The sequence below is a fragment of the Bacillus cereus group sp. BcHK124 genome, assembly GCF_027712065.1.
Classification (GTDB): domain Bacteria; phylum Bacillota; class Bacilli; order Bacillales; family Bacillaceae_G; genus Bacillus_A; species Bacillus_A pacificus.
In genome coordinates this window covers 1-25,080 of the sequence record NZ_JAQFPJ010000010.1, presented here as the reverse complement: position 1 = coordinate 25,080, position 25,080 = coordinate 1, and the positions used below count along the sequence as shown (strand labels likewise).

Below are 25,080 nucleotides of genomic sequence, written 5' to 3'. Positions count from 1 at the left end.
TGCTTTTAGTATAAACAAAAAGAATGAACCTGCTCAGTGCAGAAGTTCATTCTTTTCACATGAGATTATTCACTTTTTTCATATGAGATGATTCATTCTCATATCGGCAGTAACATTGTTACTGAAAAACCACTTGTTCCATCTACAATAATTTTACCATTTACAGACGCCGTTCGTTCCTCCATCCCCATAATCCCGAGACCTTTTTTAACAAGTGTTGCACCTTTTCCATTATCCTTCACTTGCACTTTCACCATCTTGTTAAGTACATGAATATCGATTGAAATGACTGTCGCATCAGCATATTTCATCGCATTTGTTAATGCCTCCGTAACATTTTCACCGATAATCTTCCACTGAATCGGTGAAATCATATCTAAATTCCCTTTATATACGAAAGGAATATTTATATCATGCTTACCGGCAAATTCCTCTATGAATAATTTCATACGATGAATGCCAATTTGCTCAGTTGGTGGCTTCATATTTTTTAATGTAATCCGAATGCTTTCAATACCATCTTTTGAAATATGAATTGCATTTTGTAATAACTCGGCAGATTTTTCTTTATCTATCCCCATTAATCTCTTTGCTGCTTCCATTTGAATGAGTGCCCCTGTCATCGAGTGGCCAATTTTATCATGAATTTCCTGTGATAACCGGTTTCTCTCTTCTAACTTAAATGTGTACTCTGATTGTCTTATGTACTCTTTATTTTCATTTAAGCTTTTCGTCAGCCGCTGCATATCTTTTCGCATCTTATCATTTTGTGATTCAAGCTTTAATACGCGCGATATATACCGTTCTGCCATCGTTAATACGAGGAAAGAAAATGCAACAATTAATCCATATGTCATTCGAATGCTTTCATTTGTAAATATAATAGGAATCATCATAATGATAAAGAGTTGCCATTTCTTCTCTATATAACGAAATATAATTTCATATAAGTTCAATGGTAAAAACAAAATGAAAAACGGATGAATCTTCCATGTAAATAACATAACTAAGCCAATCGACACAGAAGTTAATATGTTTTTGTACGTATCTTTTTTACATATAGAGATTAGCACGTTTACAGAAAGATATAAAAGCAAAGTCAGTATAATCCATGGTAAGTTTGCAACATTTAAATAAATGTAACTAAACACAATATATATAAATACAATTAATTTACTTACAATTAACCAAAATTCCATACCTTTAATCAACTTTCCCTGTTAAGTAATAAATAGCAATTTGTGTGCGATGTTCCAGTCCAGTTTTCCCTAAAACTGACGTAATATAATTTGCAATCGTTCCTTCTGATATGAAAAGTTGCTTCGATATTTCTTTATTCGAAAAGCCTTTTGCAATTAATGCGATAATACTCAGCTCTCTTTCAGTAAAAAGACTTTTATCTATTTTACATTCTTCCTCTTTACTTTCCATTAAATTAGACTTAATTTTATCTAGAACTACATCTTGCATAACTGTTTGGCCGTTATATACTCCTTTTATCGCATCACGAATACGCTCTGGATCATTATTTTTTAATAAATAACCTTTTGCCCCGTTCTTCACTGCGTCCAAAATATATTCATCATCATCGAACGTCGTTAAAATTAGCGGCTTCGTTTTCGTCTCTTCACAAATGACTTTCGTCGCCTCTACCCCGTTCATATTTGGCATGCGAACATCTAAAAGGGCGATATCAACGTCGTTCTTTTTGCAATATTCCACTGCTTCTTTCCCATCATTTACTGTATCTACTACTTCGAACTCTTCATATGTATTTAAAATAATTTTCATGCCTTCTCTAATAAAAGAATTATCATCTGCTATTAATATTTTAATTTTCATGTTTGTTAGTATGGACCTTTCCCTACTAACACTCACATCCTTTCTCCCTGTAACATTTCCTACTTGCTCATTATATACTTCTCTTTACCATTTTTTCACACCTTTTTTCATCTAGCTCACCTGCAAAAAATATATTATTCTTTTTTTACAAAATGTGTAGGGTGACTTATCATTCTTTACGTCTATATAATAGAATGCGTCAAAAAGGAGGGAGAGACCCATTGAGGAAAAACAATTAATTGAAAAAGCACAGCAAGGAAGCGAACATGCTTTTCGTATCCTTGTGCAAACATATCGTCACTATATTTTCCAAGTTATCTTTTCTATTTTAAGACATGAAGAAGATACGAAAGATGTTACACAAGAAGTATTCGTAAAAATTCACGCCTCTCTCCCAAATTATCAATTTCGCGGATTAAAAACGTGGATGGCGCGTATTGCCACCAATCACGCTATTGATTATAAGAGAAAAAAAGCTAGAGAAAACGAAGAACTCTCCTTATGTAAAGAAACTGAGGAAAATATAAAATCCTCTCAAAATATTGAGGATTTATTATTGACGAAAGAACAAAAATTACTAATTGCTCAAAAACTGAGAGAACTTCCCCATAATTACCGTGATGTCGTTCTCGCACATTACTTAGAAGAAAAAAGTTATTACGAAATTGCTTTGCAGGAAAATATCGAAGTGAAAACAGTCGAAATGAAACTGTATCGGGCAAGAAAATGGATTAAAAAACATTGGAAGGAGGAAGAGTTTCTATGATGCATTATTCAAAAGAAGATTGGCGCAATTATACATTAGATGTTATAGAAAGTAATGAACGTGAATCTATGGAAGAACATCTTTATGAATGTGATCATTGTTTAGCGCTTTATATGGAAAGTATTGATGAACAACAGGAAAACCTTCCAATGATAAATGATGATTCATTTACGAACGAAGTTATGACGCAAATTAATTTTAAAACGCTACAACCTAATGAAAATATAAAAACAAACTCATTAAAGCGAACGATTATTCACTACATAATTGCAACCGCAGCTACAATTATTTTTATGGTAAGTGGTTTATTCCAATATATTTTCACAGCGACATCAAATTTCGAGAAATCTTCAAAACATAACGAGTCTTCTATCTCACAACAAATTGTAAACAAATCGGTAGACACATCAAAAAAGAACGGAGGTTCAAAGCATGAATAAAAACCCCTTTTTAGCACTTGTATTAGGGCTAATTCCTGGGCTTGGACATTTATATTTAAAGAAATTTGGACGGTTTATTGTATATAGCGGAGGGGCTGTATTTCTATTTATCTTTGCAGCATTTTGTACAATAGCATTGGGAGCGCGTGATATTGCTTTTCTTTCTCTATTTTTACTAGCCGTGTTATGGGTGGTCAACTTACTAGATTTAGTTATCACGATTATTAACCAATCGAAAAAACAAGCAACCGGAGAATTAACAGAGTCCTCTAAAGAGAGCGAACGATTTTATATCATTCTTCTTTCCATCATCCCTGGACTTGGTCATTTTCAATTAGGGCTTATGCAACGTGGACTTACATTTTTAGTAGCTTGTACAGGAATCGGAAGTATGATCATTTTCGTTGCCCTTTTAACATCTCAAGAAAGTTTCCTTATCTTTCTCGTGACGTTACCTGTTTTATGGATTTATAATTTCTTCGATGTTGTTCAGCAACTCCAGAAAAAAGAACGTGGTGAGCAATTAGTTGACCGCACTATTTTTGAAGATTTTGAAGAGCACCGTGAACAAGGAAAGAAAAGTAAAACATTCGCTTCTATTTTAGCGATGTTTCCTGGAGCGGGACATATGTATTTAGGCTTACAGCGACGAGGCCTCCAGCTTATGGCAGCCTTTTTACTTTCCATTTATTTACTTGACTTATTAAGACTTTCAGCGTTTTTATTTTTAGTACCAATCATTTGGTTCTATAGCTTCTTTGACGCTTTACAGCAAACTGCAAAGTATGGAAAAGAACGTGTACATGACGAACCTATCATTGATTATTTTATTAATCATCAAAGATGGATCGGTATCGGGTTAATTACACTCGGGGGTTATTATTTATTAGATCAAACAGTCCTTCCTATTTTGAATGATTACTTCGCAACTATATTTAACATTCATCTTAGCGAGCTGTATTATCGCTATTTCCAAACATCTATCGTTGCACTCCTCTTAATTGGTGGCGGCTTTAAATTGTTACTTGGAAATAAAGAAAATAAAGGTGGTACGAAAGAATGAGAACATGGCGCGTTGGAACATTTTCAATGGGGCTTTCTATTATTGCATTAGGTTGCTTCTTACTATTTTCAGTTATAAAAGGTACTGAGGTATTAGATTCCTTAACAGCATGGTGGCCTGTTTTACTTATTATACTTGGCGTGGAAATTTTACTTTACCTTCTATTTTCTAAGAAGGAACAATCATTTATTAAATATGATATTTTTAGTATTTTCTTTATCGGTGTTTTAGGAAGTGTTGGCATTGCTTTTTACTGTTTATTATCAACTGGATTGCTAGATGAAGTTCGTCATTCTATTCATACCACTCGCCAAACGAGTAATATTCCAAGTGGACAACTTAATATACCTGAATCTATCAAAAAAATTGTAGTGGATGCAGGACAGTACCCTCTAACAATAGAGGGAAATGATACAAATCAAATTCATCTTCTTGGAACATATGAAATGACGACGAAAGCTAATGAAAAACTTAATTTAAAACAAGAAGATTTTCTTTCCGTTGAAACAGCCGGGGAAACGATGTATATCACTTTAAAATCATTACCAGTTCAACATACGTTATGGAATTCCGCACCACAGGTCAAACCGACACTCGTTCTTCCACAAAATAAAAATGTAGAAGTTCGTGCTTCAAATAACGAACTATCCCTTTATCCAGGTCAATTACAAAATAATTGGTTTGTACAGGAAAGTTCAAATGTATCTGTTCATTTAACGAAAGAAAGCGATGTATCTTTAATCGCCATAACAAACAAAAAAGAATCCCAAGGAAACACACCTTGGGAACAAGTTGAAGATTTAACGAAAAAAGAAGAGAATACTTCAGAAGAAAATCCAGAATTAAACGAACAAGAACATTGGTATAAAAATTCGATTAAAACTGGAAATGGAACGTACAAATTAAGCATTGAGAAAGCTTACAATTTAAATATGAGTGTTATTGAAAAATAAGAAACCTTCCACAATTGTGGAAGGTTTTTCTCATATAATCGCTTTAATTCCCTCTAACACTAAGCCAATCATAAATCCGCAAACAGCTCCGTTTACTCGGATCCATTGTAAATCTTTACCGACGTTATTTTCAATCATTTCAATTAACGTTTTATCATCTAACTTATCAAGATTTTCTTGCACTAGCTTTCCGATTTTCGAATGGTTATTCTCAACAAGCTTCACAACTTGTTTTTGTAACCAATCTTCTATTTTTTGAACAGTCACTTCGTCATCTTTTATTTTATTCATTTGTTTTTGCAAAAATGGAATAACATACTTATCCGCAAATTCTTCATTGTTTACAAAGGCAACTGCTTTTTGCTGCGCTTGTTCCAACATCTCTTTAATTTTGTCAGTAGCATTCCAATTTGAAATCCATTTTTCTTTCCAATTTTCTAATTCTTGTAGTAACGCTTCATTTTCTTTTACATTTATAATTTCTTGACGAATTTTTGCTAATATAAGCTGTCTCGTGCTATTATCCGCATCTTGTAAGCTGTTAATATTGCTAATAATGAATTTCTGCAAAATGCCGCCAATTTTATCTTCATCTACAATATTCATAAACGACTTCAATGTAAACTGTAAAAATCCATCTACTTTTATATTTTCCATCGCCTTCATCCCTAAACTTCCGAGCTGATAGCGTGCTTCATCTTGCGCTGTCCAATCTTTTACTTTTACTAAAATATAATCCAGTGTCTTCTCATCATATTCTTGCACAACTAATTGATCAACAAGCACTTGTAAGATGTTACTTGTATTCATTGTATGCAAATACGTTTTTAATTCTTTTTCAATAATAACCGCTAATTTTTCCGTATCTATTGAAACAATCGCCTTCTCAGCAATCGTTACAATCCCTTTTTTCACAGCATTAGACTGCATTTCTCTCTCTGCAATTTGCAGCACCATTTGTGCTAGTTGCATTTCTTTTACTTTATTCGTAATACTTTCTTTCGTTAGCCACTCATTTTCTAACGTATTGATGAGCCCTTTCGTTACTCGTTTACGGTTTTTCGGTAACAAAGCTGTATGCGGAATTGGAATTCCCATCGGATGACGGAATAAAGCTGTAACTGCGAACCAATCCGCAAGTCCACCAACTAACCCAGCTTCAAATCCACCTTGAATAATCTCACCAGCTATCGACCCTTGAAAAGGAATAGAAGCCGCAAAACCTACCCCCATAACCCCAAGCGAAATACCCGCTATATATTTAGTCTGTAATGACATCGTATACACATCCTCTTATTATGTAAAATAAAGCTTTTTTGTTATATTTATTCGATCTTAGTAATCCTTTATATCTATACTATAAAGAACATATGTGAAAATAACAAAGATTTTTATGTACATGAAAAAATGAGACTATAACTAGCCTCATTTTCCTTACAGTATTAATTCTAAACCTTTCTTATAATACCCATTCATCACATCTTCTGGAACCATACTACCTCCCGTTCCCCACACAATATGAGTACCTTTCTTCATCTTCTCTGTTAACTGTTGTTTTTGTAAATACTCATCTTCTGTACATACTTTCACTGGTCCTATCATACCAGCTAATGCAGAAGGCTCTAAATAAATATTTTCCGTATCAGCTAGTTCTTTTAATAATCTATATAACTCTTCATCACTTACTGTGTAATTTCCACTCAAAAATGGTTCTATCGTTTTACCGACAAATCCAGACGGTCTTCCTACCGCTAGTCCGTCCGCGTCTGTTACATTATCAATCCCGATATCTTGAACGGCAATTTTATCATGAAGTCCTGTCATTAAACCGAGTAACATGCATGGAGAATGCGTAGGCTCGGCAAAGAAACAGTGTACGTTGTCTTTATACAATAACTTTAAACCAAATGCGACTCCGCCAGGTCCGCCCCCTACTCCGCATGGTAGATAAACGAATAAAGGATGTTCTTCATCCACTACAATCTCTAACTCTTCTAATTGTTTTTGTAAACGCGAGGCTGCTACTGCGTATCCTAAAAATAAATCATGTGAGTTTTCATCATCTACAAAATAACAGCTAGGATCTGCATCTGCTTGCCTTCTTCCTTCTTCTACAGCTTTACTGTAATCAGCTTCATATTCAATAACATTTACACCTTTACTTCTTAATAAATCTTTTTTCCATTGTTTCGCATCTGCTGACATATGAACCGTTACGTTAAAACCTAGTTTCGCACTCATAATCCCAATGCTTAGCCCTAAATTTCCTGTTGAACCGACTGCGATAGAATACGTGGCAAAAAACTCTCTACATGTATCACTATCTAAAATGGAATAATCATCTTCTTCTGTTAACATACCATACTGCAACGCTAATTGTTCAGCATGCTTCAACACTTCATAAATGCCGCCCCTAGCTTTAATTGACCCTGATATCGGAAGATGACTATCACATTTTAATAATAATTCTCCTAAAATAGGTTGCTCATAATTTTTCTCTAAAGCTTGTTTCATTGAAGGGATTTTCACTAAAGGTGATTCAATTATGCCGTTAGTCTCTTTCGTTTCAGGAAAAACTTTCGCAATATATGGTGCAAAACGCTTTAACCTCTCTTCCGCATCTTTTACATTCTCTTCATTCAGTGGCGAATCTTTTATTGCCGTTTCATACTTTTCCATATTCGGATTCACCCAAAACACTTCTTCTGTTGCGATTAATTTATTTAAGAGTGGATATTCCTCTTTTAATTTCTCTATTTCCTTCATTCCTCTTCCTCCTTATCACCTTGTAGCTTACAATTTAATAAATTATAATTAAATTAATTTTAATATAGTTTAACATAAATTATTCACTTTAGTTAATTTTAATTTAATTTATTTAAATATAATTTAATAATTAGCAAGGAGATTTTCATTATGGAAAATATAGATATTGGTAAAAAAATTGAAAAACAAAGAAAGGAAAAAGGTTTAACGAGTAAAGAACTAGCAAAGATGGCCGATATTACACCATCTATGTTAAGTCAAATTGAACGCGGATCTGCTAACCCTTCTATCCAAACATTAAAAGTTCTCGCTAAAGCGCTTGATGTTCCAACATTTAGCTTTTTACTTGAAGATACAAATACAGACGATTTAATTGTACGCTCTCATAAACGTAAAAAAATGATTATCGATAATTTATCATATGAAATGCTATCACCTGATTTCACAGGAAATTTAGCAACAGCGATTATGACTGTCCCGCCGAATACAGCTTCATCAGAAAATGTACTAGAACATAAAGGAGAAGAATTAGCATTTGTATTAGATGGGAAAATCACATTATATTTAAATGAGGAAGAATACATATTAGAAACTGGTGATAGCGTAAAAATACCCGCTTATTTAAAACATAAATGGGTAAATCAATTTGAAAAAAATGCGATTGTCTTATTTTCTGTTACTCCACCGATTTTTTAATAGATGTAATAAAAATAGCCACGTGCGGATTCCTCCATACATGGCTATTTTTATTTTTTCGGCACGAACAAAATCCCTAAACTAAAAACACAAAAACTGAGTATTTGCTGCATCGATAAACCAAATAAAACCGAATTCTGTTCACTAACAAGTGAAATAATAATATGAGCAAACCCCTCAATAATTAGAAAAACACTTATATTCTTTCCATTTCCGAGCCTTTCATTTTTCATCCATAACAAGCTCACTATACAAAGAGCCAGGATAATCTCGTATACGAATATAGGATGATATAAAAATTTAGATTCATATATTTTCACACCCCAAGGCAATGTCGTTTGTACACCTATTTTGTGGTGAAATAGAAAATAGAAAACAATACTCATACATAGTCCAATAGGCAATGTATCAAGTAAAATGCGAAGTGAAAATTGCTCCTTTTTACTTTTCCAAACAATGTATACACTTGCAATTATGCATCCTACTATAATATGTTTCATACTTCCTATAGCTAATAATGCTTGCAGTGGCGACCTAATAGCCCATACTGGATTTAAAATTGCCGGTGCAAATTTCCATAAAAATACGATGATAAGAAAAGCATTTGTTACTGCATCCATCATTTTTTCATATGGTACACTTTCGTTCTTCATCTTTCGTTTCATCAACATAAATCCAAATAGACTTCCAATTATAAGAGATACGGGTTGTAACCTCACGATCCACTCCATTAATACAAAATCCCCTCTTTAACTCTCAATTAATTTCTTAAATTTCTCTTCTAATTGATCTGGAGGTAATACGCCTCGTACTTGCTCTACGATAATGCCATCTTTATTAACAAAAAACGTCGTTGGTAAAGAAAATACTTTATAGTCTAATCCAGCTACTCCGTCCATATCTAGTAAAACAGGAAACTTAAATCCGTGACGATCCGCAAAAGCGCTCGCTTCTTGCACTGGATCTCCGATTGTTGCATTTACCGCAAAGATTTCAACATCCTTTTTATATTTATCATACATACGAACTAAGTCAGGTGCCTCCATTTCACATGGACCACACCATGATGCCCAAAAATTAATAAGATACGGTTTTCCCTTTGCATCATGTAACGAATACAACTTCCCGTCTAGTCCTTTTAACGTTATGTTTGGTGCTTTAAATCCTACTTGTGGTAATACTTCTGTTTTTTGTAACTCCGCTTGTTTTTCTTTTCTTTCCTTTTCTTCTTTCTTTGTATTATAAAAGTTCACTCCGGCCCAAATTAGTGCTCCGGCTAGTATAATCACAATTAGTTTCTTCACTTTTCTTCCTCCTAAACACACTACATAAAGTAGTGTTAATACTTAAAAAAAAGAGGCTATATGCACTCTCCGACAATCAGTACAACCGACATACAAAATAAACCTACTGTTACATATACCGAATTCGTATGTAACGGCATATTGAGCTTAACAACTTTTTCATGTAACACTTGCTCAATTCGTAAATTTATTGCTGTTTTTGCAAATGAAGCTGTAACACATCGATTTTCCATTGTCTTTATTTTAATTAATTTTAATAATGCGCTTCCTAACTCGAATTTAGATTTCATTTTCCGCATTGCATACTTATCTGCAGCTAACTCTTGATACACATGATAGCGCTGCAATAGCCCTTTTAATATCGGGATGTATATCATTCCTTCTGCTAATAACGTAAAACAAAATAATTTTAATGGGTCTCGATTGTTTTGATGATATTCTTCATGAAAAATAATCGCATCCATTTCTTCAGCTGAAAATGTTTGAAGCATCCCTTCTGACACGACAACTTTCGGACGAAATAACCCAATTGTAAATGCCGCAACTTCCGCAGTCGGCAATATATATATTTGTTTTCCTTTTCGAACGAAGGGAATAAGTACTTTTTGTAATCTTTTAGTATCAAAAAATTGTCGCCACATTCTTTTGCAAACAATAAACACAGTAAGTAGTAGAAATCCAGCGATTATAATACGAATGAATGATAATTCTTTCATATGTTTTTCTAACTGAAACAAGCAAAAATTCGAAAGAAAGAACGCCTTATTTTGAAACAGAAATGGATATGTAACGTAATACACTAACATACTAAAAAAGAGGGAACTAACAATGACTGCTAACAATACGATTTTACGCATTTGCCATTTCATTTCATTAATCCTCTTTTTTTAACTGACTCAATTTATCTTCTAACTTTTTTATTAAAGTCGGATCAACTTGCTCTAATTCATCTAGCATATGATTTACAACTAAATCACCAAATTCCCCCATCAATTCCTGTGTCATTTTCTTCGTTTGATTGGATAAGAATTCATCTTTTGTTTGTACAGCACGATATATGCCACTTCTTTTTACAGTCTGTTTTTCTAAGTGTAATTTCTCTACTAACCTGTTCATAACTGTCATAACAGTATTAAAATTCACAGGTGATTCTTCGCTTAATTTCTGCTGTACTTCTTTAATCGTAATACCCTCACTAGACCAAACAATCTCCATAATCTTTGCTTCAAGCGGTCCAAAGAAATGGTTTAACCCTTGTTCATTTAGCTTATAGTTTTGAGTAAACATCGTATAGCTCCTTTCACACTACGAATTGTAGTATAAATGAAATAAAAGGTCAATTATGAGTGCTATACACTAAAATTCACTCCCAAATCCCATTCACTGTAAACCTAACTTTTCTCCAAATGTTTCAAACAGATACTGCTCTAATATTTGCACACTAAACTTCTCATTGCGCCCTAGTGCAAACAATTCCCGATCTTTCGCTACGATAGTATCTAACGGGATAACGACATTATCCACTATTTTTGTAATTTCAATGATGTTACTTTTTACATTTACCTCTGTTTTAAATTCAATGTTTTCTAATACGATATGCGAGCGTCTTCCTGATGCAAAAAAAGTAAAGTTAGGATTTTTATAAATACCAATTTCACTCTCTAGTGGATATAAATATTGAAAAATGATATCTCTATGTCCATCTTTTATTATTTTTTCATCCTTCTCATCATCCAAGTATTCTTTCACCTTCGTTGTAAATTCAAATCGAAAATCCACTTTTTTCACGCTCCCTCTTTGTATTTTTATATTAAATAAATATATTGAAATAATTTTACCATATTGTAATACAACTTCCTATTAAAAGTAAAAACTCATTTGTAAAATCTCTATTATTTTCAGTTCTTTTTTAAAGGATAGGCACTCATTCAATATGAATTCATGCTTCGTTATATCTATTTAAACATATTGTTTCCATATTTTGAAACAATAGTAAGAAGCATTATATAACAATAAGGTGAAACTTTAATCAGTAGGGGTTTTGTTCATCCCCCGCCTAACTTCTTTGCTTCCGCTGAATTTTGAGATGCGGTTCTTACTGCCCGTTATTGCGGGATAAACTGTTTCTAATTCATTTTCCTATATAGCCACTATCACCTTTATTATTCCAATATATTTAAACCCCATTTTCTACTTATTCATTACGTAAGAGAAGGAATGTAACTCTCTTCTATCGAATTTTTATATAACGAAAATGATTAGGTGGTGCTTTACTATGAAATTAGCTGTCATTGGTGGCGGTGATTTACAAGATTCAAATCACTCGCCTATTAATGAGCGACTTATAGAATTAACAAATAAACAGTATCCGAAAGTATTATTCATTCCTACAGCTAGTCATGATGATGAAAGCTATATAAAATTATTTTTAGACACATTCGAAAAACAATTACACTGTGACGTACAAATTTTACGTATTATAGCCGATACACCTTCTAAATATGAAATAGACGAAATGATTCAGTCTGCTGATTTAATTTATCTCGGTGGCGGGAACTATATTCAAATGATTACAGAATGGAAAGAACATAAGCTCGATGAAAAATTACTATTGGCTCTGCAGCAAGGAACGCTCATTGCAGGGTGTAGCGCTGGTGCTATGTGTTGGTTCACATCTAGTATCCGCTCAAATTATGAAGGTTCTGGTTATATAGAGAGTAACGGCTGGGGCATTGTGAACAAAAGGTTTTGTCCACATTATAATCAATTAAATAGAATGAACGCCTTCCATTCCTTTTTACAAAATCATCAAGGTAATATAGAAGGCATTGCACTAGAAGATAATTGCGCCTTATATATTACAGAAGAATCTTTTGAAATTATCGGTGAACCAGAAAAAGCGTGGGAATTTTATATGAGTGATAATAAACTCATTAGACAACATTTTGATATTACTTTAAAAAGCTATTTGTAAATCTGCACTTATAAAAAATGTCCCTAAGTATAATAACTTAGGGACATTTTTTGTGTTTAACTCACTAATCGTGTAATTCGTTTCTTCTGCCATGAAAGCTTATAATATGCATATTGTAGTATTAAGCTGACAATAAATGCTGCTGGGTATCCAATCCATATTCCTTCTATGCCAAGACTTGTATGGTAAGAAAGGTAATACGCTACAGGTACTTCAACAAGCCAAATTGATACGACGCCAATAACAGTTGGCCATAATACTGTACCGCTTGCTCGCATTGTCGCACTAATAATTTGCGCATGACCGAAAATTAAATAACTCCATAATGTGATCATAACTAGGCTATGAGCAATTTCAATTGTAGTTTGACTCGTTAAAAATAGTGCTAGAATGTCTCTTGAGAACAAGTAAATGAGTGATATTAGCACACCACCGATGACGTAGTTCATAATAATTCCGGCCTTCACAACTTTCTGCAATCGATCAAATTGATTCGCACCAATTGATTGTGCAGCAAAAATGGAGACTGTAATACCAAGACTAACGGCTGGCATTTGTACATAACTTGCAACTTGGTTCACAACGCCATAAGCTGCTGTTGCATCCGAACCGTAACGATTTACAAACGCGATTACCGCAATTTCTGATAATGAAACTAATATCATATTAACACTTGCTGGAATACCGAGTCGTAGTAATAACTTTAATAAACCCCAATCCATTCGAAGATATTTCCTTACCGTACTATCTAATTGTAGCGGGTGATTTTTCTTCTTTAAATACACTAACATGACAATAAACGTAATAACTGTAGATATAACAGAAGCATAGGCTGCTCCATACACATCTAATTTTGGAGCACCTAACCATCCAAAAATAAGGATTGGTAATAAGATCATATTTAGCGCTGTACTTACAATTAAAAAGTAAAATGGCGTTTTAGAATCTCCTGTACCTCTCATAAACGTTGTGTATGCGAAATATAAAAATAAGATTGGCATCGATATAAATAAAATACGTGCATAATGTACACTTATTTCAATAATATTTTCTGGCGTCCCCATAAGGCGCATAATATCCATTGCAAAAATACTACCTACTATCGCTAACACAACTCCAATAATAAAGGTAAATGTTAGCGTCGTACCAACAATCGCTTTTAAACGATCTTCGTTTTTTGCCCCAAACGCCTGACCAATTAAAATGGAACTCCCTGAACCAATACCAATTACGAATGAAACAAGTAAGAAAAATAATGGGAAGAATGCCGATATGGCCGCTAAATCATTCACTCCAAGCCATCTTCCTACTACTACCATACCGAATAATTGTCCAACTGATTGTAGTACATTACTTAATAGTAACGGTACTAAAAACATGGACATCGATTTCCAAATCGGTTTACTCTCACTTTCTAACTTATGTGACTCCGCACCTTCTTTATTGTTATTTGTAGGTGGTTTCAAATTTCATTTCTCCTTTTATTAAAAATCTGTTTTTCAACTTCCATCTTTTTGTATATTTGTTGTAATGGTGTGCTTCTATTCATATTCTTTCCTATGTTATTATAACTTCACCCAATATTGGCTTCCATCAGCTGTTCTATCTAAAAACCCGTATTCGATTAAATATCTTCTCAAAGTTACAAAATCCGGATATACGCTTTCTATAATAGCATTTACTTCTTTTTCAGTGTACTTTTTATTACTATCAAACTTCGTCACTAAATGACGTAATATAATTAATTTACGCTTTTGCTTTTTTGGAAATTTAGAAAGCGGTCCATCTAATCCCTCTGTAAAATGCGTTTTTAACACCTCATCATTTTCTTCTTCTGTAATATTGTAACGATCATCTACCATCGTTGCTGTTCTATGAATGGGTACAAATTTTGTTTGTACTTTTGATTTTTCTTCTGACAGTTCCATTAACGCCAAAAACACTTTCGCTTGCTTCATTTTCTCTCGAAGGGTAAACCGATGATTGCGGATGGTTGAAGTACTTCCGCCATCCATCTCTTTCACAATCTCTTTATCATTCAGCCCCATATGGAAAAACTGAACCATCTTCTTTTGCAAATCAGTTAAACCTGTATACTTCTTATCTAGATTTAATAAATAATCAAACATCGACGTATGTTCGTTTTGCACATGCAATTGTACAAACTTCTCTGCTTCATACAAAACTTGATTATCTTGATAAATAACACCCTTAATAAACGCTTCTCCACACGCTAAACAAATATATTCCTCTGCTTCCGCTTCAAATACATACCCTTTCTTCAACTCCTCAACTGAGGCATCCCAAAACTTCTCTGAAATATCACTCATACTAAACACTCCTTTAAAATGTTTGTTTTAAAATAGACAAATATCAATAACGTTTATTATCACTTCATCATCTTAACATAATCAAAACAAACTTTTCAATATTTCGTTTACCTATTTTATAAACTTTTATAAAAACGTCTACTAAAAGGTTTTAACCAATGAAAAGCGAATATGTTTATGTAAATTCATTTTATAGGATGTGAAATAGAAGATGAATATTCTACAAGACTCTTGGTTTACTATTAAGCAAATCGCTAAAAATACATATGCGATTAGTGAATATGGTCATTTGGAGAAAATACATTCAATTTTAACTACAAAAAAGGTGTTTCCATATAAGAAAACACCTTTTACTTTTTATATATTCTATTTACAGTCTCTACTAAAACCTTACTTACCTCTACAAATATATGTTTTCGATTTCCATCCTCAACAAATTTCTTTGCACAACTACCCATAACCGTCATACAACTAATTATGACTAACGCTATCTTTCTATTCTTGTAAGTCACTTCATGCCACTCCACTATTACAAAACTTCTTTTGAATTTATCCCATCAAGAAATTTTACATGAATAATAAAACGTGTGAATATGCAATTATGCATATTCACACGTTTTATTACGATGTTATGATTTAATTTAGTTAAAGTACACGTATACCGAGGTGACTAACTTGAAATTTAAAGCGAAAAAAAATCCATTTCACGTCATTTTTATTACATTATTTATCATGATTTTTTTCATTTCGCTATTCTTCCAAAATGAAAATTCTATTTTTTTCACCCTCATGATGCTGCTAAATATCGTGAATCTTTCTTCATTCTATTTCTCTCACTACAACGTAACGGAATCATCTCTTTTCGTAAAACATGGTTTCATACTACGTACTGAAATTCCCTTTGAAGATATTCGCCACATTAAATACTCTGGTAAAAAACTTCATTCAAAGAAATGGACTAGACAGCAATTAGAAATCCATTATAATTTATTCGACTCTGTGACAACTTTCGTACCACAAGAAGAAGAAAAATTCATTGCACTTTTAAAAGAAAACTGCCCACATATGAAAATATTGAATATGTCTGCTAACAAATAATATATTTTGGCACTTACAGTAATAAAAAAAACCAAGATTCTAAACGAAGAATCTTGGCGTTTTTATTACTCTTTCGGAGCAATCATTTTTTTCGGATCGACAATTTCATCAAATTGTTCTTCTGTTAGTAGTCCAGATTGCAGCGCTGCTTCTTTTAAAGTTAGCCCTTCTTTATGAGCATGCTTCGCAATTTTCGCTGCATTTTCATATCCGATATGCGGGTTTAATGCTGTAACAAGCATTAATGAACGATTCACATTCTCTTTAATGACTTCTTCATCTGCTTCAATACCAACTGCACAATTATCATTAAATGAAACAATTGCATCTGCTAATAAGTGAGCAGATTGTAAGAAGTTATATGCAATAACAGGTTTAAATACATTTAACTCAAAATTGCCTTGGCTCGCTGCAAATCCGATTGTTGCGTCATTTCCCATCACTTGTGCTACAACCATCGTTAACGCTTCACTTTGCGTTGGATTTACTTTTCCTGGCATAATAGAGCTTCCTGGCTCATTTGCTGGAATAATAATTTCTCCTAGCCCACTACGTGGACCACTTGCCAGCCAGCGCACATCGTTAGCGATCTTCATTAAATCCGCTGCTAATGCTTTTAATGCCCCATGCGTATATACAACTTCATCATGACTCGTTAATGCATGGAATTTATTTGGTGCAGAAATAAATTGCTTACCTGTAAATTGGCTAATTTCTTCAGATACCATCTCACCAAATTTAGGATGGGCGTTTATACCTGTTCCAACTGCAGTACCACCAATCGCAAGCTCTTTCATATATGTATTGCTCTCTGCAATCATACGCTCTGTTTTTTCAAGCATACGGTGCCATCCACTAATTTCTTGTCCTAATGTTAACGGTGTCGCATCTTGTAAATGTGTACGACCAATTTTTATAATATGTTCAAATGCAGTTACTTTTTCTGCTAACGTTTCTTTTAATTTCGTAATTGCTGGTAACACGTGATTTTCTACTGCGAGTACACATGCTACATGAAGCGCAGTTGGGAAAGTATCATTTGAACTTTGAGACATGTTCACATCATCATTCGGATGAATATGTACGTCAGATCCCTTCTCTTTCAAAATTTGATTCCCTCGGTTTGCAATTACTTCATTCACATTCATGTTTGACTGAGTACCACTACCTGTTTGCCATACGACAAGTGGAAAATGTTCATTCCATTTCCCTACAATCACTTCGTCAGCTGCTGTCACAATTGCTTCTGCTTTTTCTTCTGATAACTTTCCTAATTTTTTATTAGTAAGTGCTGCACTCTTCTTTAAAATGGCAAATGCTTTTACAATTTCAAGCGGCATTTGCTCTGTGCCAATCGGAAAGTTTTCTTTACTACGTTGTGTTTGTGCTGCCCATAATTTATCAGCTGGAACTTTAATTTCTCCTATTGTATCTCTTTCAATTCTGTACTCCATTTTTTCATCCCCTTGAAAATAAAATACCTACATTTCTTATAATAACAGACTTTCTCTTAAACGATAAGAATTCTCACTCATATATGTAGATATTCTATACTTATTTTTAAAAATTCCTCTTGGCCTAAACTTAAGTTTAGGCTGTACCCTTTCCTTTGTAACCTACTATAACACTACTGGAGGAATTCAATACGAAAAAATATGCTTTCATAACAGGTGCAAATAAAGGAATTGGATATGAACTTGTTCGTCAATTAGCAGAAAAAGATACGACAAAAAATTGCTAAATATGAGGTTGAGATAACTTCTTCAACTCCTATTACAAAATAAAAAATCACCTTCTACAACACGTAGAAGGTGATTTTTTATTTATGATGCTTCTTTTCCTTTTTCAGCATCATCAACATACCAAATAAATTTGCCTGTATATCCGTAAATAACTGCTAAAATTAACGATACGAAGCTTAACCACATAAACGGAACGTATGAGAACGTTGCTACACCTAAAATACCAGCCATAAAAATACCATTATCAGACCATGGAACCATACCTGAAGTTAACGTTCCACCTACTTCTGAGTTACGTGCTAATACACGTCGGTCTATTTTTAATTTATCATAGCTTTCTTCCATAATTTTCGGTGTTAAAATTAATGATACGTACATTGCACAACCAAATATATTCGCTAAGAATGCCACGATTAATGTAGACAATGTTACATTACCTGCAGAATTTAATTTCTTCTCAAATTTTGATACGATTACTTTTAAAACACCTAGTTTTTCAAGTAGTCCACCAAATCCTAAACCGAAAATAATAACGGCTACTGATCCAAGCATACCGTTAATTCCACCACGGTTTAATAACTTGTCCACAAATTCAACACCAGATTGAATTGAGAATCCATTATACGCTGTTCCAATGGCATCTCCAAAGTTCATTCCTTGGAAAAGAGTTGCCCAAATTGCACCAATTAAAGCTCCCATTGCAATTGTTGGCATAGACGGTCTCTTTAGTGCTAATAGAACAATAACAATGACCGCTGGAACAAGCATCCATATTTTAATATCAAATTGCTTTAATAAAGCTTCTTTTAAAAACTCTACTCGATTTAAATCTACGTTATCTCCGCCATACATCCAACCAGCTACAGTAAACATAATACTAGTAATAATGTAAGCCGGAACATCTAATACGAGCATAGCTCGAACGTGAGCAATAACATCTACTTTCGCCATAGAAGCTGCCAGAACAGTACTATCAGAAAGTGGTGATAATTTGTCGCCGAAATAAGCTCCTGAAAGAACTGCACCAGCAACAAGTGGAAGTGGTAAACCAAGCCCTTCACCAATCGCCATCATAGCAATACCTGCTGTTCCAACTGTTCCCCATGATGTTCCTGTCGCGATAGAAGTGATCGAACAAATAATTAATGTTGCTAATAGGAATATGCTAGGGTGAATAAATTCTAATCCATAATAGATTAATGTTGGTACAACGCCACCAGCAATCCATGTTCCAATTAAAGCACCTACTGCAACTAAAATCAGTATTGCTTCTAATCCGTTAGAAATCCCTTTCGTAATTGCATCTTGCAATTCTTGATAACGAAATCCTAATCTTAATCCAAGCGCAATTACTAAAAACCATGAAATAAATAGCGCTAATTGAATTGGGAGATCAAAAATCGTTTGGAAGGAAAAGACAACAGCAAGAAATAGTAATAAAAGAACTATGATTTCTAGCATCGATGGTAATCTTACACTTTTCATTTTTTTCTCTCCTTACAAGTCGATAACATGACGTGTGTCGTCTTACATGTATGTAATATACAATTAGCGAAGACAAAACAAAATTTTCATATTATTTCGATTTATTTTTCCAGTATAATATATTGGACACCTTTTCTATTGTAAAAGTAGATGCTACTTTTCGCAATGGAAAATATAAAAAATGTTACATTTTTTATATTTAACAATCAAAGAGTAACTTTTTTAATATTTGCCACCATCAAACTTTTTACTATTATCCTCACCGTTTAAAGGAATATCATTATTCCCCACACAAAAAAGCATGCATCATTCAAATGATGCATGCTCCACTTTTATTTATACATATTTTGTATTTCTTCTTTATTTTTAAGTATTTCCACAAACTTATCGCTACAACCTTTCGGAAATAATACGCCGAGTCCATATGAATGCTGGAACTGAAAATGAGGGTGCTTTGCTGTGACTTCATCCCAAAACTTATACACGCCGAAGTTTCGATCTTTCACCTCAATATCATGAAATAACACAATACCGTTATTCGCAAGTTTCGGTAACCATGTTTTATAATCATGAGAAACTGCTTCATACGTATGATAGCCATCAATATGCAACAAGTTTATCGTTCCATCTTGAAATTGATCAACGGCCTCATCGAAAGTAGAACGAATTAAATTACCTATATTGGGATAACTCGTATTTACGACTTTCTCTACGATTTGATAAACGCCTTCTCCATATGGACCTGTATGCTCATCTCCCGTCCAAGTATCTACAGCAAAACATTTTGTAGCCAATCCCCCATCCTTTACCCCTTGACAAAAACTGAAAAAAGAAGCTCCTAAATGTGTACCTAACTCGACTAATACTTCCGGCTTTTCAAACCTTACTAAATCATATGCAAAGTCTAAATGCCCAATCCACGCCGTATTTGCCCGAATAAAATGGTTATAGTTATCAAATTCAAATGTTGGTTTATGAGTAACCCAGCTCATCGCATATCTCCTTCTACCCATATTTTTAACAAACCAAATTACTCTTATCTTTATTTTTTTGTTACCGCAATTATGAGTCTATTTCATGAAAATATGAAGAATTAGTTCTTTTTCATTGTGGTAAACCATCGTATACATACGGATCTATAGGCGTATTGATTTTCTCTACTTTACTTACTTTTACAAGCGGAAATAGTGCTCCTTTATATGTCGTTTCGTCCAACAAACCTGTTATTTTCACCCATGTTTCCTGTGGGAGCTTTTTTACGTTTTCCCCTGCAACAATCATCCCCCAGACTGATGCATCCGCAATACAACAAGTTATGCCGTATCGCGCCACTACCGCTTTATCACCTGTCACATCCTTATCATTATATATAAACCCTGAGAATGTAATTTCCTTCCCTTTAAACCCTTTTACATCTTGACCAATTATACTCATTGTTTGAACATAATCCTTATCCTCTACTTGTATCTTTCGTTGTCCTAACATACTTTTTGCTAATTGTTCTTCCGCTTGATCAGTCACTTTTAAATTCGAAGTTTCATCTTGTTCTTTCCCATTAGAATTTGCCTGTATTCCCTCTTTTTCGTTCTTTTCCACACTTATCGCCTGTACACTTTGATTCATACCCCTTTTTCCTGCTAAACTTCCATCAATTGTTACACCTCCAAATAAAAAAGCACTAATAATTAGAACAACAAATAAAACATATACAAAATATCTTTTTAACCCTAACTTCAATTCCCTATGATGCACACAACAATTACAATCATCTTGTTCCTCTCTCTCATCTCCCCAAACTTGTAATGAACCAAGAAGTAAAATTACTACAAAAGCTATATACGTAAATTTAATCATTTTTGGAGCGATAAAATTATAAATATTCCCGGTTACAAATAGTTTAAATAAGAGCATTGCTAAACCAATTAAAATAATGCCACGAATATAGCGATGATAGGCCTTCTGTTCCTTTCCCTCCACGTTTCTCATCTCCTATAACGTTGTAATTTGCACGATTGTGTACACCGATAAAATAATAATTCCAATCAAAAAGAATACAAATCTCTTTTGAAAATATGCAAACAACATGAACGTATTTTTCATATCGAGCATAGGCCCAAACACAAGAAATGCGAGAAGTGCTTTTACAGAGAAAACATGTCCAAAAGATGCCGCTATAAACGAATCGGCCGCAGAGCAAATGGATAAAACATAACCAAATCCCATCATAATAATTGGGGCAATTACTTCGTTATGTGCTACTGCATCCAGTACATTCCGATCAAAAAATGTTTGAAATACACTTGCTAAAAAAGCACCAATCAGTAAATACTTACCAGTATCAAAAAACTCATCTACAGTGTGATTCATAACATCTTTCCAACTCTTTTTTTTGTTTTTTTGAACTGACACCTCTACGTCTTTTAAAACATTTCTTTCGCGATAGCGATAATACACAATTAAACCTATGAATAGAGCAACAAGAATTGTTACCCCAAAGCGTGCATATACAATGTAATCATTTTTTTGAAACGCATATACAGTAGATAAAAGAACAACTGGATTCATAATAGGTGCACTTAGTAAAATAACAATGCCCACATGAAGTGGTAACCCCTTTTGAATGAGCCTTCTTACAATTGGTATAATGACACATTCACACATTGGAAAAAGAATTCCAACAAATACTGCTGGAACCATTGCAACAATTGGAGATTTCGGCATTACTTTTTGAATCATATCTTCTGTCACAAACACTTGAATGAGAGAAGAAACAATTACCCCTAATAAAATAAATGGTATTGCTTCAAATATAATACTTAAAAACACCGTATTCACATTCAACCATTCTTTTGGCATACTTTTATGCAAATTTGCTAAACTTGTAAAATCTACAAAAAATAATAAAAAGAGAAACATAGCAATAAGAGCTATTCCTATTAATTCTTTTGAAACCCTATTAAAGACCATCCTTCTCGCCTCCATTTTACTTATATGTAAACAAGTGCTTGTCCAAAAGCTTCCTGCTACAGCACAAATTTTATAGTCTATTCCTATTCTTAAATCGTAACCATTATGATTTATTATTGATTTTTTCTTTTCCATCATTTAATATAAAACGTAATCATTACGATTTAAAGGAGAGAGTATTTCATGAAAAAAGTACCTATCACTGTATTGAGTGGTTTTTTAGGAGCTGGAAAAACCACCTTACTACATCATATTTTGACTAATAAGAACAACTTAAAAGTAGCTGTTATCGTTAATGATATGAGCGAAGTAAACATTGATGCATCCCTTATCAAAAAAGGTGGTTTTTCACGTACGGAGGAAAAACTAGTAGAAATTCAAAATGGCTGTATTTGTTGCACACTACGAGAGGATTTAATGATAGAAGTGAATCGGCTTGTAGAAAACGGTGATATTGACTATATAGTTATTGAATCTTCCGGTATAAGTGAGCCGATTCCAGTTGCCCAAACGTTTACGTATACAGACGATGTTCTGAACATTGACTTAACAAAAAATTGTCGCCTCGATACGATGGTTACTGTTGTAGATGCAAATAGATTTTGGGATGATTTTGCAGATGGTGAAAGTTTATTAGACCGTAAGCAGGCAATTGATGAAAACGATACTCGGGAAGTTATTGATTTATTAATAGATCAAATTGAGTTTGCAAATGTAATTCTCCTTAATAAGATAGACCTACTAGAAAAAGAAGATGTGAGAGAGCTCCATCATTTACTTAAGAAATTAAATCCTAGTGCAAAAATTATTGAAACTTCATTTAGCAACGTACCACTGCAAGAAATTTTGAATACAAACTTATTCAATTATGAGGAAGCGAGTCAATCGGCGGGTTGGATACAAGAATTAAATAGTGAACATCATACACCTGAAACTGAAGAATATGGCATCAATTCCTTTGTGTATCGCCGTAAATATCCTTTCCATCCTGAACGCCTTATGAATTGGCTAGAAAAATGGCCTGTGGATGTCGTAAGAGCAAAAGGCTTTTTCTGGCTCGCATCACGTAATAATATGATAGGGCTTCTATCTCAAGCGGGTTCCTCTATTACAATTCAAGGAGCCGGTGAATGGATAGCAGCATTACCTGAAACTGAAAGAAATCAAATTATTACAGAAGAACCCGAGGTATTGAAAAGCTGGAACGAGCGATATGGAGATCGAATAACCGAACTCGTATTTATCGGAATTGATATGAACCGTTCTTTAATTGAACAATCATTAGATGATTGTCTATTAACAGAAAAAGAAATGGCACAAAACTGGGATACATTCATTGATCCTATTCCAGCTTTTACTTACACTTCATAATTTAAAATAGAAAGGCTTCCGTAAACGAAAGCCTTTTTATTTTATCGTTCTCTTATTTAACAAACTTCTTTAATCTGAATAACAGCTTTACATCAAGTGAGAATTTTCAGTTTATTTTTTATTCATTTCGTGATATATTGCATATTGTATACGATATATTTTTTGAAAGGAGGAATCAATACATGATGAATCCAAATCGTTTAAAAGGAATCATTATGGTTGTAATTGGTGCTTGTTTATGGGGATTATCTGGAACAGCTGCACAACAACTTTTTCAATATGAACATGTTTCTACTGAATGGTTAGTTACAATTCGATTGCTTATATCGGGCGTTATATTGCTCATTATTTCATCATTCGGAACGAGAAAAAAAGAAATATTCAGCATATGGAAACAAAGATCTGATGCTACTAAAATGATATTGTTTGGCCTATTCGGTATGCTTGCTGTACAATACACGTACTTCGCTTCTATTAAAGAAGGAAATGCTGCCGTTGCAACATTATTGCAATATTTAGCTCCTATATTTATTACTGTATACTTACTTTTCAAATGGAACGTTCGTCCATCAAAAATTGATTTTATTTCAATTGTCCTTTCATTAGTAGGCACTTTCCTCTTACTAACAAACGGGTCTGTTCATAACTTAGCTGTTTCTACACCAGCTATCGTTTGGGGTATTTTATCTGGATTATCTCTTGCTTTTTATAGTTTATATTCAAAAGAATTACTAGATAGATGGTCTTCCTCAGTTATCGTTGGATGGGGCATGATTATTGGGGGTATTGGTGTAACGATTGTACACTTTATTACTACGAAAGAATTCATTTTATTGTCAACGATGAAATATGTAAAACTAAATACCTTACCGCTCATCACATTTGTCATCATTTTCGGGACACTCATCGCATTTTATTTATACTTAGACAGCATACGATACTTAACCCCGAAAGAAACGACATTATTCGGTTGTACAGAACCACTCGCAGCTATTATTTCTTCTGTACTTATATTACATGTACCATTTCAATCTTTTCAGTTATTAGGGGCCCTTTGTGTCATTGTAATGGTGCTTATCTTAAGCCAAAAACCGGATGAAGGGAAACCCGAATTAAAGCTTGTTCATGAGAAAAAGAAAAATATACAATGAAAGGATTAAATTCACTATGCCTATCCCTCAAAATAATAAAAAACTAGGAAGAGTTTGAACTGTACCCTATAAAATGGACAGTTTAATAAAAAAGCCCTGAAAAATCAAGCACTTAAAAGATGGTTCCGATAT

Annotated in this window: 26 protein-coding genes; 9 read left to right on the top strand and 17 right to left on the bottom strand. The window is 33.6% G+C overall.

Annotated elements, in window-relative coordinates; translation table 11 throughout:
- Positions 1–98 precede the first annotated feature (98 nt).
- Entirely contained in the window at positions 99–1,199 is a 1,101-nt protein-coding gene (locus tag PDK19_RS16265) for a sensor histidine kinase (RefSeq protein WP_270707590.1), read from the bottom strand.
- A gap of 4 nt (positions 1,200–1,203) precedes the next feature.
- Positions 1,204–1,842, bottom strand: coding sequence for a response regulator transcription factor (locus PDK19_RS16260; protein WP_014893862.1), 639 nt, complete (start codon positions 1,840–1,842; stop codon positions 1,204–1,206).
- 283 nt (positions 1,843–2,125) lie between these two features.
- On the opposite strand from PDK19_RS16260, the gene PDK19_RS16255 reads away from it, so the two are divergent.
- The 4 genes from PDK19_RS16255 to exsE are packed head-to-tail and all read left to right on the top strand — an operon-like array spanning position 2,126 to position 5,064.
- Complete coding sequence (locus PDK19_RS16255) at positions 2,126–2,608, top strand: RNA polymerase sigma factor (RefSeq protein ID WP_001195481.1); 483 nt, start codon at positions 2,126–2,128, stop codon at positions 2,606–2,608.
- Positions 2,605–3,048, top strand: coding sequence for a hypothetical protein (locus tag PDK19_RS16250; RefSeq protein WP_000972364.1), 444 nt, complete (start codon positions 2,605–2,607; stop codon positions 3,046–3,048). Before PDK19_RS16255 ends, PDK19_RS16250 begins: the two co-directional genes overlap by 4 nt.
- Positions 3,041–4,111, top strand: coding sequence for a hypothetical protein (locus tag PDK19_RS16245; protein WP_001039105.1), 1,071 nt, complete (start codon positions 3,041–3,043; stop codon positions 4,109–4,111). Before PDK19_RS16250 ends, PDK19_RS16245 begins: the two co-directional genes overlap by 8 nt.
- On the top strand, positions 4,108–5,064 hold the full coding sequence (gene exsE / locus PDK19_RS16240) for an exosporium protein ExsE (protein WP_001261397.1): 957 nt from the start codon (positions 4,108–4,110) through the stop codon (positions 5,062–5,064). The genes PDK19_RS16245 and exsE overlap by 4 nt, the downstream gene beginning before the upstream one ends.
- Before the next feature lie 30 nt (positions 5,065–5,094).
- Here the strand turns inward: exsE and PDK19_RS16235 are convergent, their stop codons facing one another.
- Both PDK19_RS16235 and dsdA read right to left on the bottom strand, forming a co-directional pair.
- On the bottom strand, positions 5,095–6,342 hold the full coding sequence (locus PDK19_RS16235) for a DUF445 domain-containing protein (protein WP_014893863.1): 1,248 nt from the start codon (positions 6,340–6,342) through the stop codon (positions 5,095–5,097).
- A gap of 156 nt (positions 6,343–6,498) precedes the next feature.
- The gene (dsdA, locus tag PDK19_RS16230) at positions 6,499–7,830 is read right to left on the bottom strand and encodes a D-serine ammonia-lyase (RefSeq protein ID WP_000658345.1); all 1,332 of its coding nucleotides are present in this window, start codon (positions 7,828–7,830) and stop codon (positions 6,499–6,501) included.
- Between the two features lie 150 nt (positions 7,831–7,980).
- Here dsdA and PDK19_RS16225 point away from each other — a divergent pair, with 150 nt between their 5' ends.
- The gene (locus PDK19_RS16225) at positions 7,981–8,526 is read left to right on the top strand and encodes a helix-turn-helix domain-containing protein (RefSeq protein ID WP_074567980.1); all 546 of its coding nucleotides are present in this window, start codon (positions 7,981–7,983) and stop codon (positions 8,524–8,526) included.
- Positions 8,527–8,576: 50 nt separating this feature from the next.
- Here PDK19_RS16225 and PDK19_RS16220 read toward each other — a convergent pair whose 3' ends face one another.
- The 5 genes from PDK19_RS16220 to PDK19_RS16200 all read right to left on the bottom strand — a co-directional run bounded on the left by PDK19_RS16220 (position 8,577) and on the right by PDK19_RS16200 (position 11,609).
- Positions 8,577–9,257 (bottom strand): prolipoprotein diacylglyceryl transferase family protein, encoded by a 681-nt coding sequence (locus PDK19_RS16220; protein WP_074567979.1) that lies wholly within the window; start codon positions 9,255–9,257, stop codon positions 8,577–8,579.
- Positions 9,258–9,275: 18 nt separating this feature from the next.
- Entirely contained in the window at positions 9,276–9,830 is a 555-nt protein-coding gene (locus tag PDK19_RS16215) for a TlpA family protein disulfide reductase (protein ID WP_000734019.1), read from the bottom strand.
- A gap of 56 nt (positions 9,831–9,886) precedes the next feature.
- Positions 9,887–10,699: a M56 family metallopeptidase gene (locus PDK19_RS16210; protein ID WP_014893864.1), complete on the bottom strand. Its 813-nt coding sequence runs from the start codon at positions 10,697–10,699 to the stop codon at positions 9,887–9,889.
- Positions 10,700–10,703: 4 nt separating this feature from the next.
- The gene (locus tag PDK19_RS16205) at positions 10,704–11,117 is read right to left on the bottom strand and encodes a BlaI/MecI/CopY family transcriptional regulator (protein WP_000495064.1); all 414 of its coding nucleotides are present in this window, start codon (positions 11,115–11,117) and stop codon (positions 10,704–10,706) included.
- 93 nt (positions 11,118–11,210) lie between these two features.
- A complete protein-coding gene (locus PDK19_RS16200; protein WP_014893865.1) occupies positions 11,211–11,609 on the bottom strand; it encodes a DUF3942 family protein in 399 nt (132 codons plus the stop codon).
- A 496-nt stretch (positions 11,610–12,105) separates the two neighbouring features.
- On the opposite strand from PDK19_RS16200, the gene PDK19_RS16195 reads away from it, so the two are divergent.
- Positions 12,106–12,804 (top strand): peptidase E, encoded by a 699-nt coding sequence (locus PDK19_RS16195; RefSeq protein ID WP_000762134.1) that lies wholly within the window; start codon positions 12,106–12,108, stop codon positions 12,802–12,804.
- 56 nt (positions 12,805–12,860) lie between these two features.
- Here PDK19_RS16195 and PDK19_RS16190 read toward each other — a convergent pair whose 3' ends face one another.
- The 3 genes from PDK19_RS16190 to PDK19_RS16180 all read right to left on the bottom strand — a co-directional run bounded on the left by PDK19_RS16190 (position 12,861) and on the right by PDK19_RS16180 (position 15,646).
- Positions 12,861–14,270 carry an MATE family efflux transporter gene (locus tag PDK19_RS16190; protein ID WP_000804169.1) on the bottom strand — a complete coding sequence of 470 codons (1,410 nt, stop codon included), beginning with the start codon at positions 14,268–14,270 and terminating at the stop codon, positions 12,861–12,863.
- Positions 14,271–14,369: 99 nt separating this feature from the next.
- Positions 14,370–15,134 (bottom strand): DUF2087 domain-containing protein, encoded by a 765-nt coding sequence (locus tag PDK19_RS16185; protein ID WP_014893866.1) that lies wholly within the window; start codon positions 15,132–15,134, stop codon positions 14,370–14,372.
- Between the two features lie 350 nt (positions 15,135–15,484).
- The gene (locus PDK19_RS16180) at positions 15,485–15,646 is read right to left on the bottom strand and encodes a hypothetical protein (RefSeq protein WP_033678361.1); all 162 of its coding nucleotides are present in this window, start codon (positions 15,644–15,646) and stop codon (positions 15,485–15,487) included.
- A gap of 163 nt (positions 15,647–15,809) precedes the next feature.
- Between PDK19_RS16180 and PDK19_RS16175 the strand changes: the two genes are divergently transcribed.
- A complete protein-coding gene (locus PDK19_RS16175) occupies positions 15,810–16,232 on the top strand; it encodes a PH domain-containing protein (protein ID WP_000669080.1) in 423 nt (140 codons plus the stop codon).
- Between the two features lie 65 nt (positions 16,233–16,297).
- Here the strand turns inward: PDK19_RS16175 and fumC are convergent, their stop codons facing one another.
- From fumC to PDK19_RS16150, 5 genes are all read right to left on the bottom strand, one after another.
- Positions 16,298–17,686 carry a class II fumarate hydratase gene (gene fumC / locus PDK19_RS16170; RefSeq protein ID WP_000456602.1) on the bottom strand — a complete coding sequence of 463 codons (1,389 nt, stop codon included), beginning with the start codon at positions 17,684–17,686 and terminating at the stop codon, positions 16,298–16,300.
- A 369-nt stretch (positions 17,687–18,055) separates the two neighbouring features.
- Positions 18,056–19,459 carry a Na+/H+ antiporter NhaC gene (gene nhaC / locus PDK19_RS16165; RefSeq protein WP_000843989.1) on the bottom strand — a complete coding sequence of 468 codons (1,404 nt, stop codon included), beginning with the start codon at positions 19,457–19,459 and terminating at the stop codon, positions 18,056–18,058.
- Between the two features lie 332 nt (positions 19,460–19,791).
- On the bottom strand, positions 19,792–20,451 hold the full coding sequence (locus PDK19_RS16160) for a class I SAM-dependent methyltransferase (protein WP_074615382.1): 660 nt from the start codon (positions 20,449–20,451) through the stop codon (positions 19,792–19,794).
- A 112-nt stretch (positions 20,452–20,563) separates the two neighbouring features.
- A complete protein-coding gene (locus PDK19_RS16155) occupies positions 20,564–21,436 on the bottom strand; it encodes a TIGR03943 family putative permease subunit (protein ID WP_270707585.1) in 873 nt (290 codons plus the stop codon).
- A gap of 12 nt (positions 21,437–21,448) precedes the next feature.
- Positions 21,449–22,426 carry a permease gene (locus tag PDK19_RS16150; protein ID WP_000231711.1) on the bottom strand — a complete coding sequence of 326 codons (978 nt, stop codon included), beginning with the start codon at positions 22,424–22,426 and terminating at the stop codon, positions 21,449–21,451.
- Positions 22,427–22,609: 183 nt separating this feature from the next.
- Between PDK19_RS16150 and PDK19_RS16145 the strand changes: the two genes are divergently transcribed.
- The gene (locus PDK19_RS16145) at positions 22,610–23,797 is read left to right on the top strand and encodes a GTP-binding protein (protein WP_000757655.1); all 1,188 of its coding nucleotides are present in this window, start codon (positions 22,610–22,612) and stop codon (positions 23,795–23,797) included.
- Positions 23,798–23,979: 182 nt separating this feature from the next.
- Positions 23,980–24,948, top strand: coding sequence for a DMT family transporter (locus PDK19_RS16140; protein ID WP_000981813.1), 969 nt, complete (start codon positions 23,980–23,982; stop codon positions 24,946–24,948).
- Positions 24,949–25,080 lie beyond the last annotated feature (132 nt).

Bases quoted from the DNA above. Each gene is read 5' to 3' on its own strand.
- PDK19_RS16140 (WP_000981813.1), top strand. From the start codon at position 23,980: ATGATGAATCCAAATCGTTTAAAAGGAATCATTATGGTTGTAATTGGT.
- PDK19_RS16245 (WP_001039105.1), top strand. From the start codon at position 3,041: ATGAATAAAAACCCCTTTTTAGCACTTGTATTAGGGCTAATTCCTGGG.
- PDK19_RS16210 (WP_014893864.1), bottom strand. From the start codon at position 10,699: ATGAAATGGCAAATGCGTAAAATCGTATTGTTAGCAGTCATTGTTAGT.
- PDK19_RS16160 (WP_074615382.1), bottom strand. From the start codon at position 20,451: ATGAGCTGGGTTACTCATAAACCAACATTTGAATTTGATAACTATAAC.
- dsdA (WP_000658345.1), bottom strand. From the start codon at position 7,830: ATGAAGGAAATAGAGAAATTAAAAGAGGAATATCCACTCTTAAATAAA.
- PDK19_RS16260 (WP_014893862.1), bottom strand. From the start codon at position 1,842: ATGAAAATTAAAATATTAATAGCAGATGATAATTCTTTTATTAGAGAA.
- nhaC (WP_000843989.1), bottom strand. From the start codon at position 19,459: ATGAAAAGTGTAAGATTACCATCGATGCTAGAAATCATAGTTCTTTTA.
- fumC (WP_000456602.1), bottom strand. From the start codon at position 17,686: ATGGAGTACAGAATTGAAAGAGATACAATAGGAGAAATTAAAGTTCCA.
- PDK19_RS16185 (WP_014893866.1), bottom strand. From the start codon at position 15,134: ATGAGTGATATTTCAGAGAAGTTTTGGGATGCCTCAGTTGAGGAGTTG.
- PDK19_RS16145 (WP_000757655.1), top strand. From the start codon at position 22,610: ATGAAAAAAGTACCTATCACTGTATTGAGTGGTTTTTTAGGAGCTGGA.
- PDK19_RS16265 (WP_270707590.1), bottom strand. From the start codon at position 1,199: ATGGAATTTTGGTTAATTGTAAGTAAATTAATTGTATTTATATATATT.
- PDK19_RS16220 (WP_074567979.1), bottom strand. From the start codon at position 9,257: ATGGAGTGGATCGTGAGGTTACAACCCGTATCTCTTATAATTGGAAGT.
- PDK19_RS16225 (WP_074567980.1), top strand. From the start codon at position 7,981: ATGGAAAATATAGATATTGGTAAAAAAATTGAAAAACAAAGAAAGGAA.
- PDK19_RS16150 (WP_000231711.1), bottom strand. From the start codon at position 22,426: ATGGTCTTTAATAGGGTTTCAAAAGAATTAATAGGAATAGCTCTTATT.
- PDK19_RS16195 (WP_000762134.1), top strand. From the start codon at position 12,106: ATGAAATTAGCTGTCATTGGTGGCGGTGATTTACAAGATTCAAATCAC.
- exsE (WP_001261397.1), top strand. From the start codon at position 4,108: ATGAGAACATGGCGCGTTGGAACATTTTCAATGGGGCTTTCTATTATT.
- PDK19_RS16235 (WP_014893863.1), bottom strand. From the start codon at position 6,342: ATGTCATTACAGACTAAATATATAGCGGGTATTTCGCTTGGGGTTATG.
- PDK19_RS16250 (WP_000972364.1), top strand. From the start codon at position 2,605: ATGATGCATTATTCAAAAGAAGATTGGCGCAATTATACATTAGATGTT.
- PDK19_RS16205 (WP_000495064.1), bottom strand. From the start codon at position 11,117: ATGTTTACTCAAAACTATAAGCTAAATGAACAAGGGTTAAACCATTTC.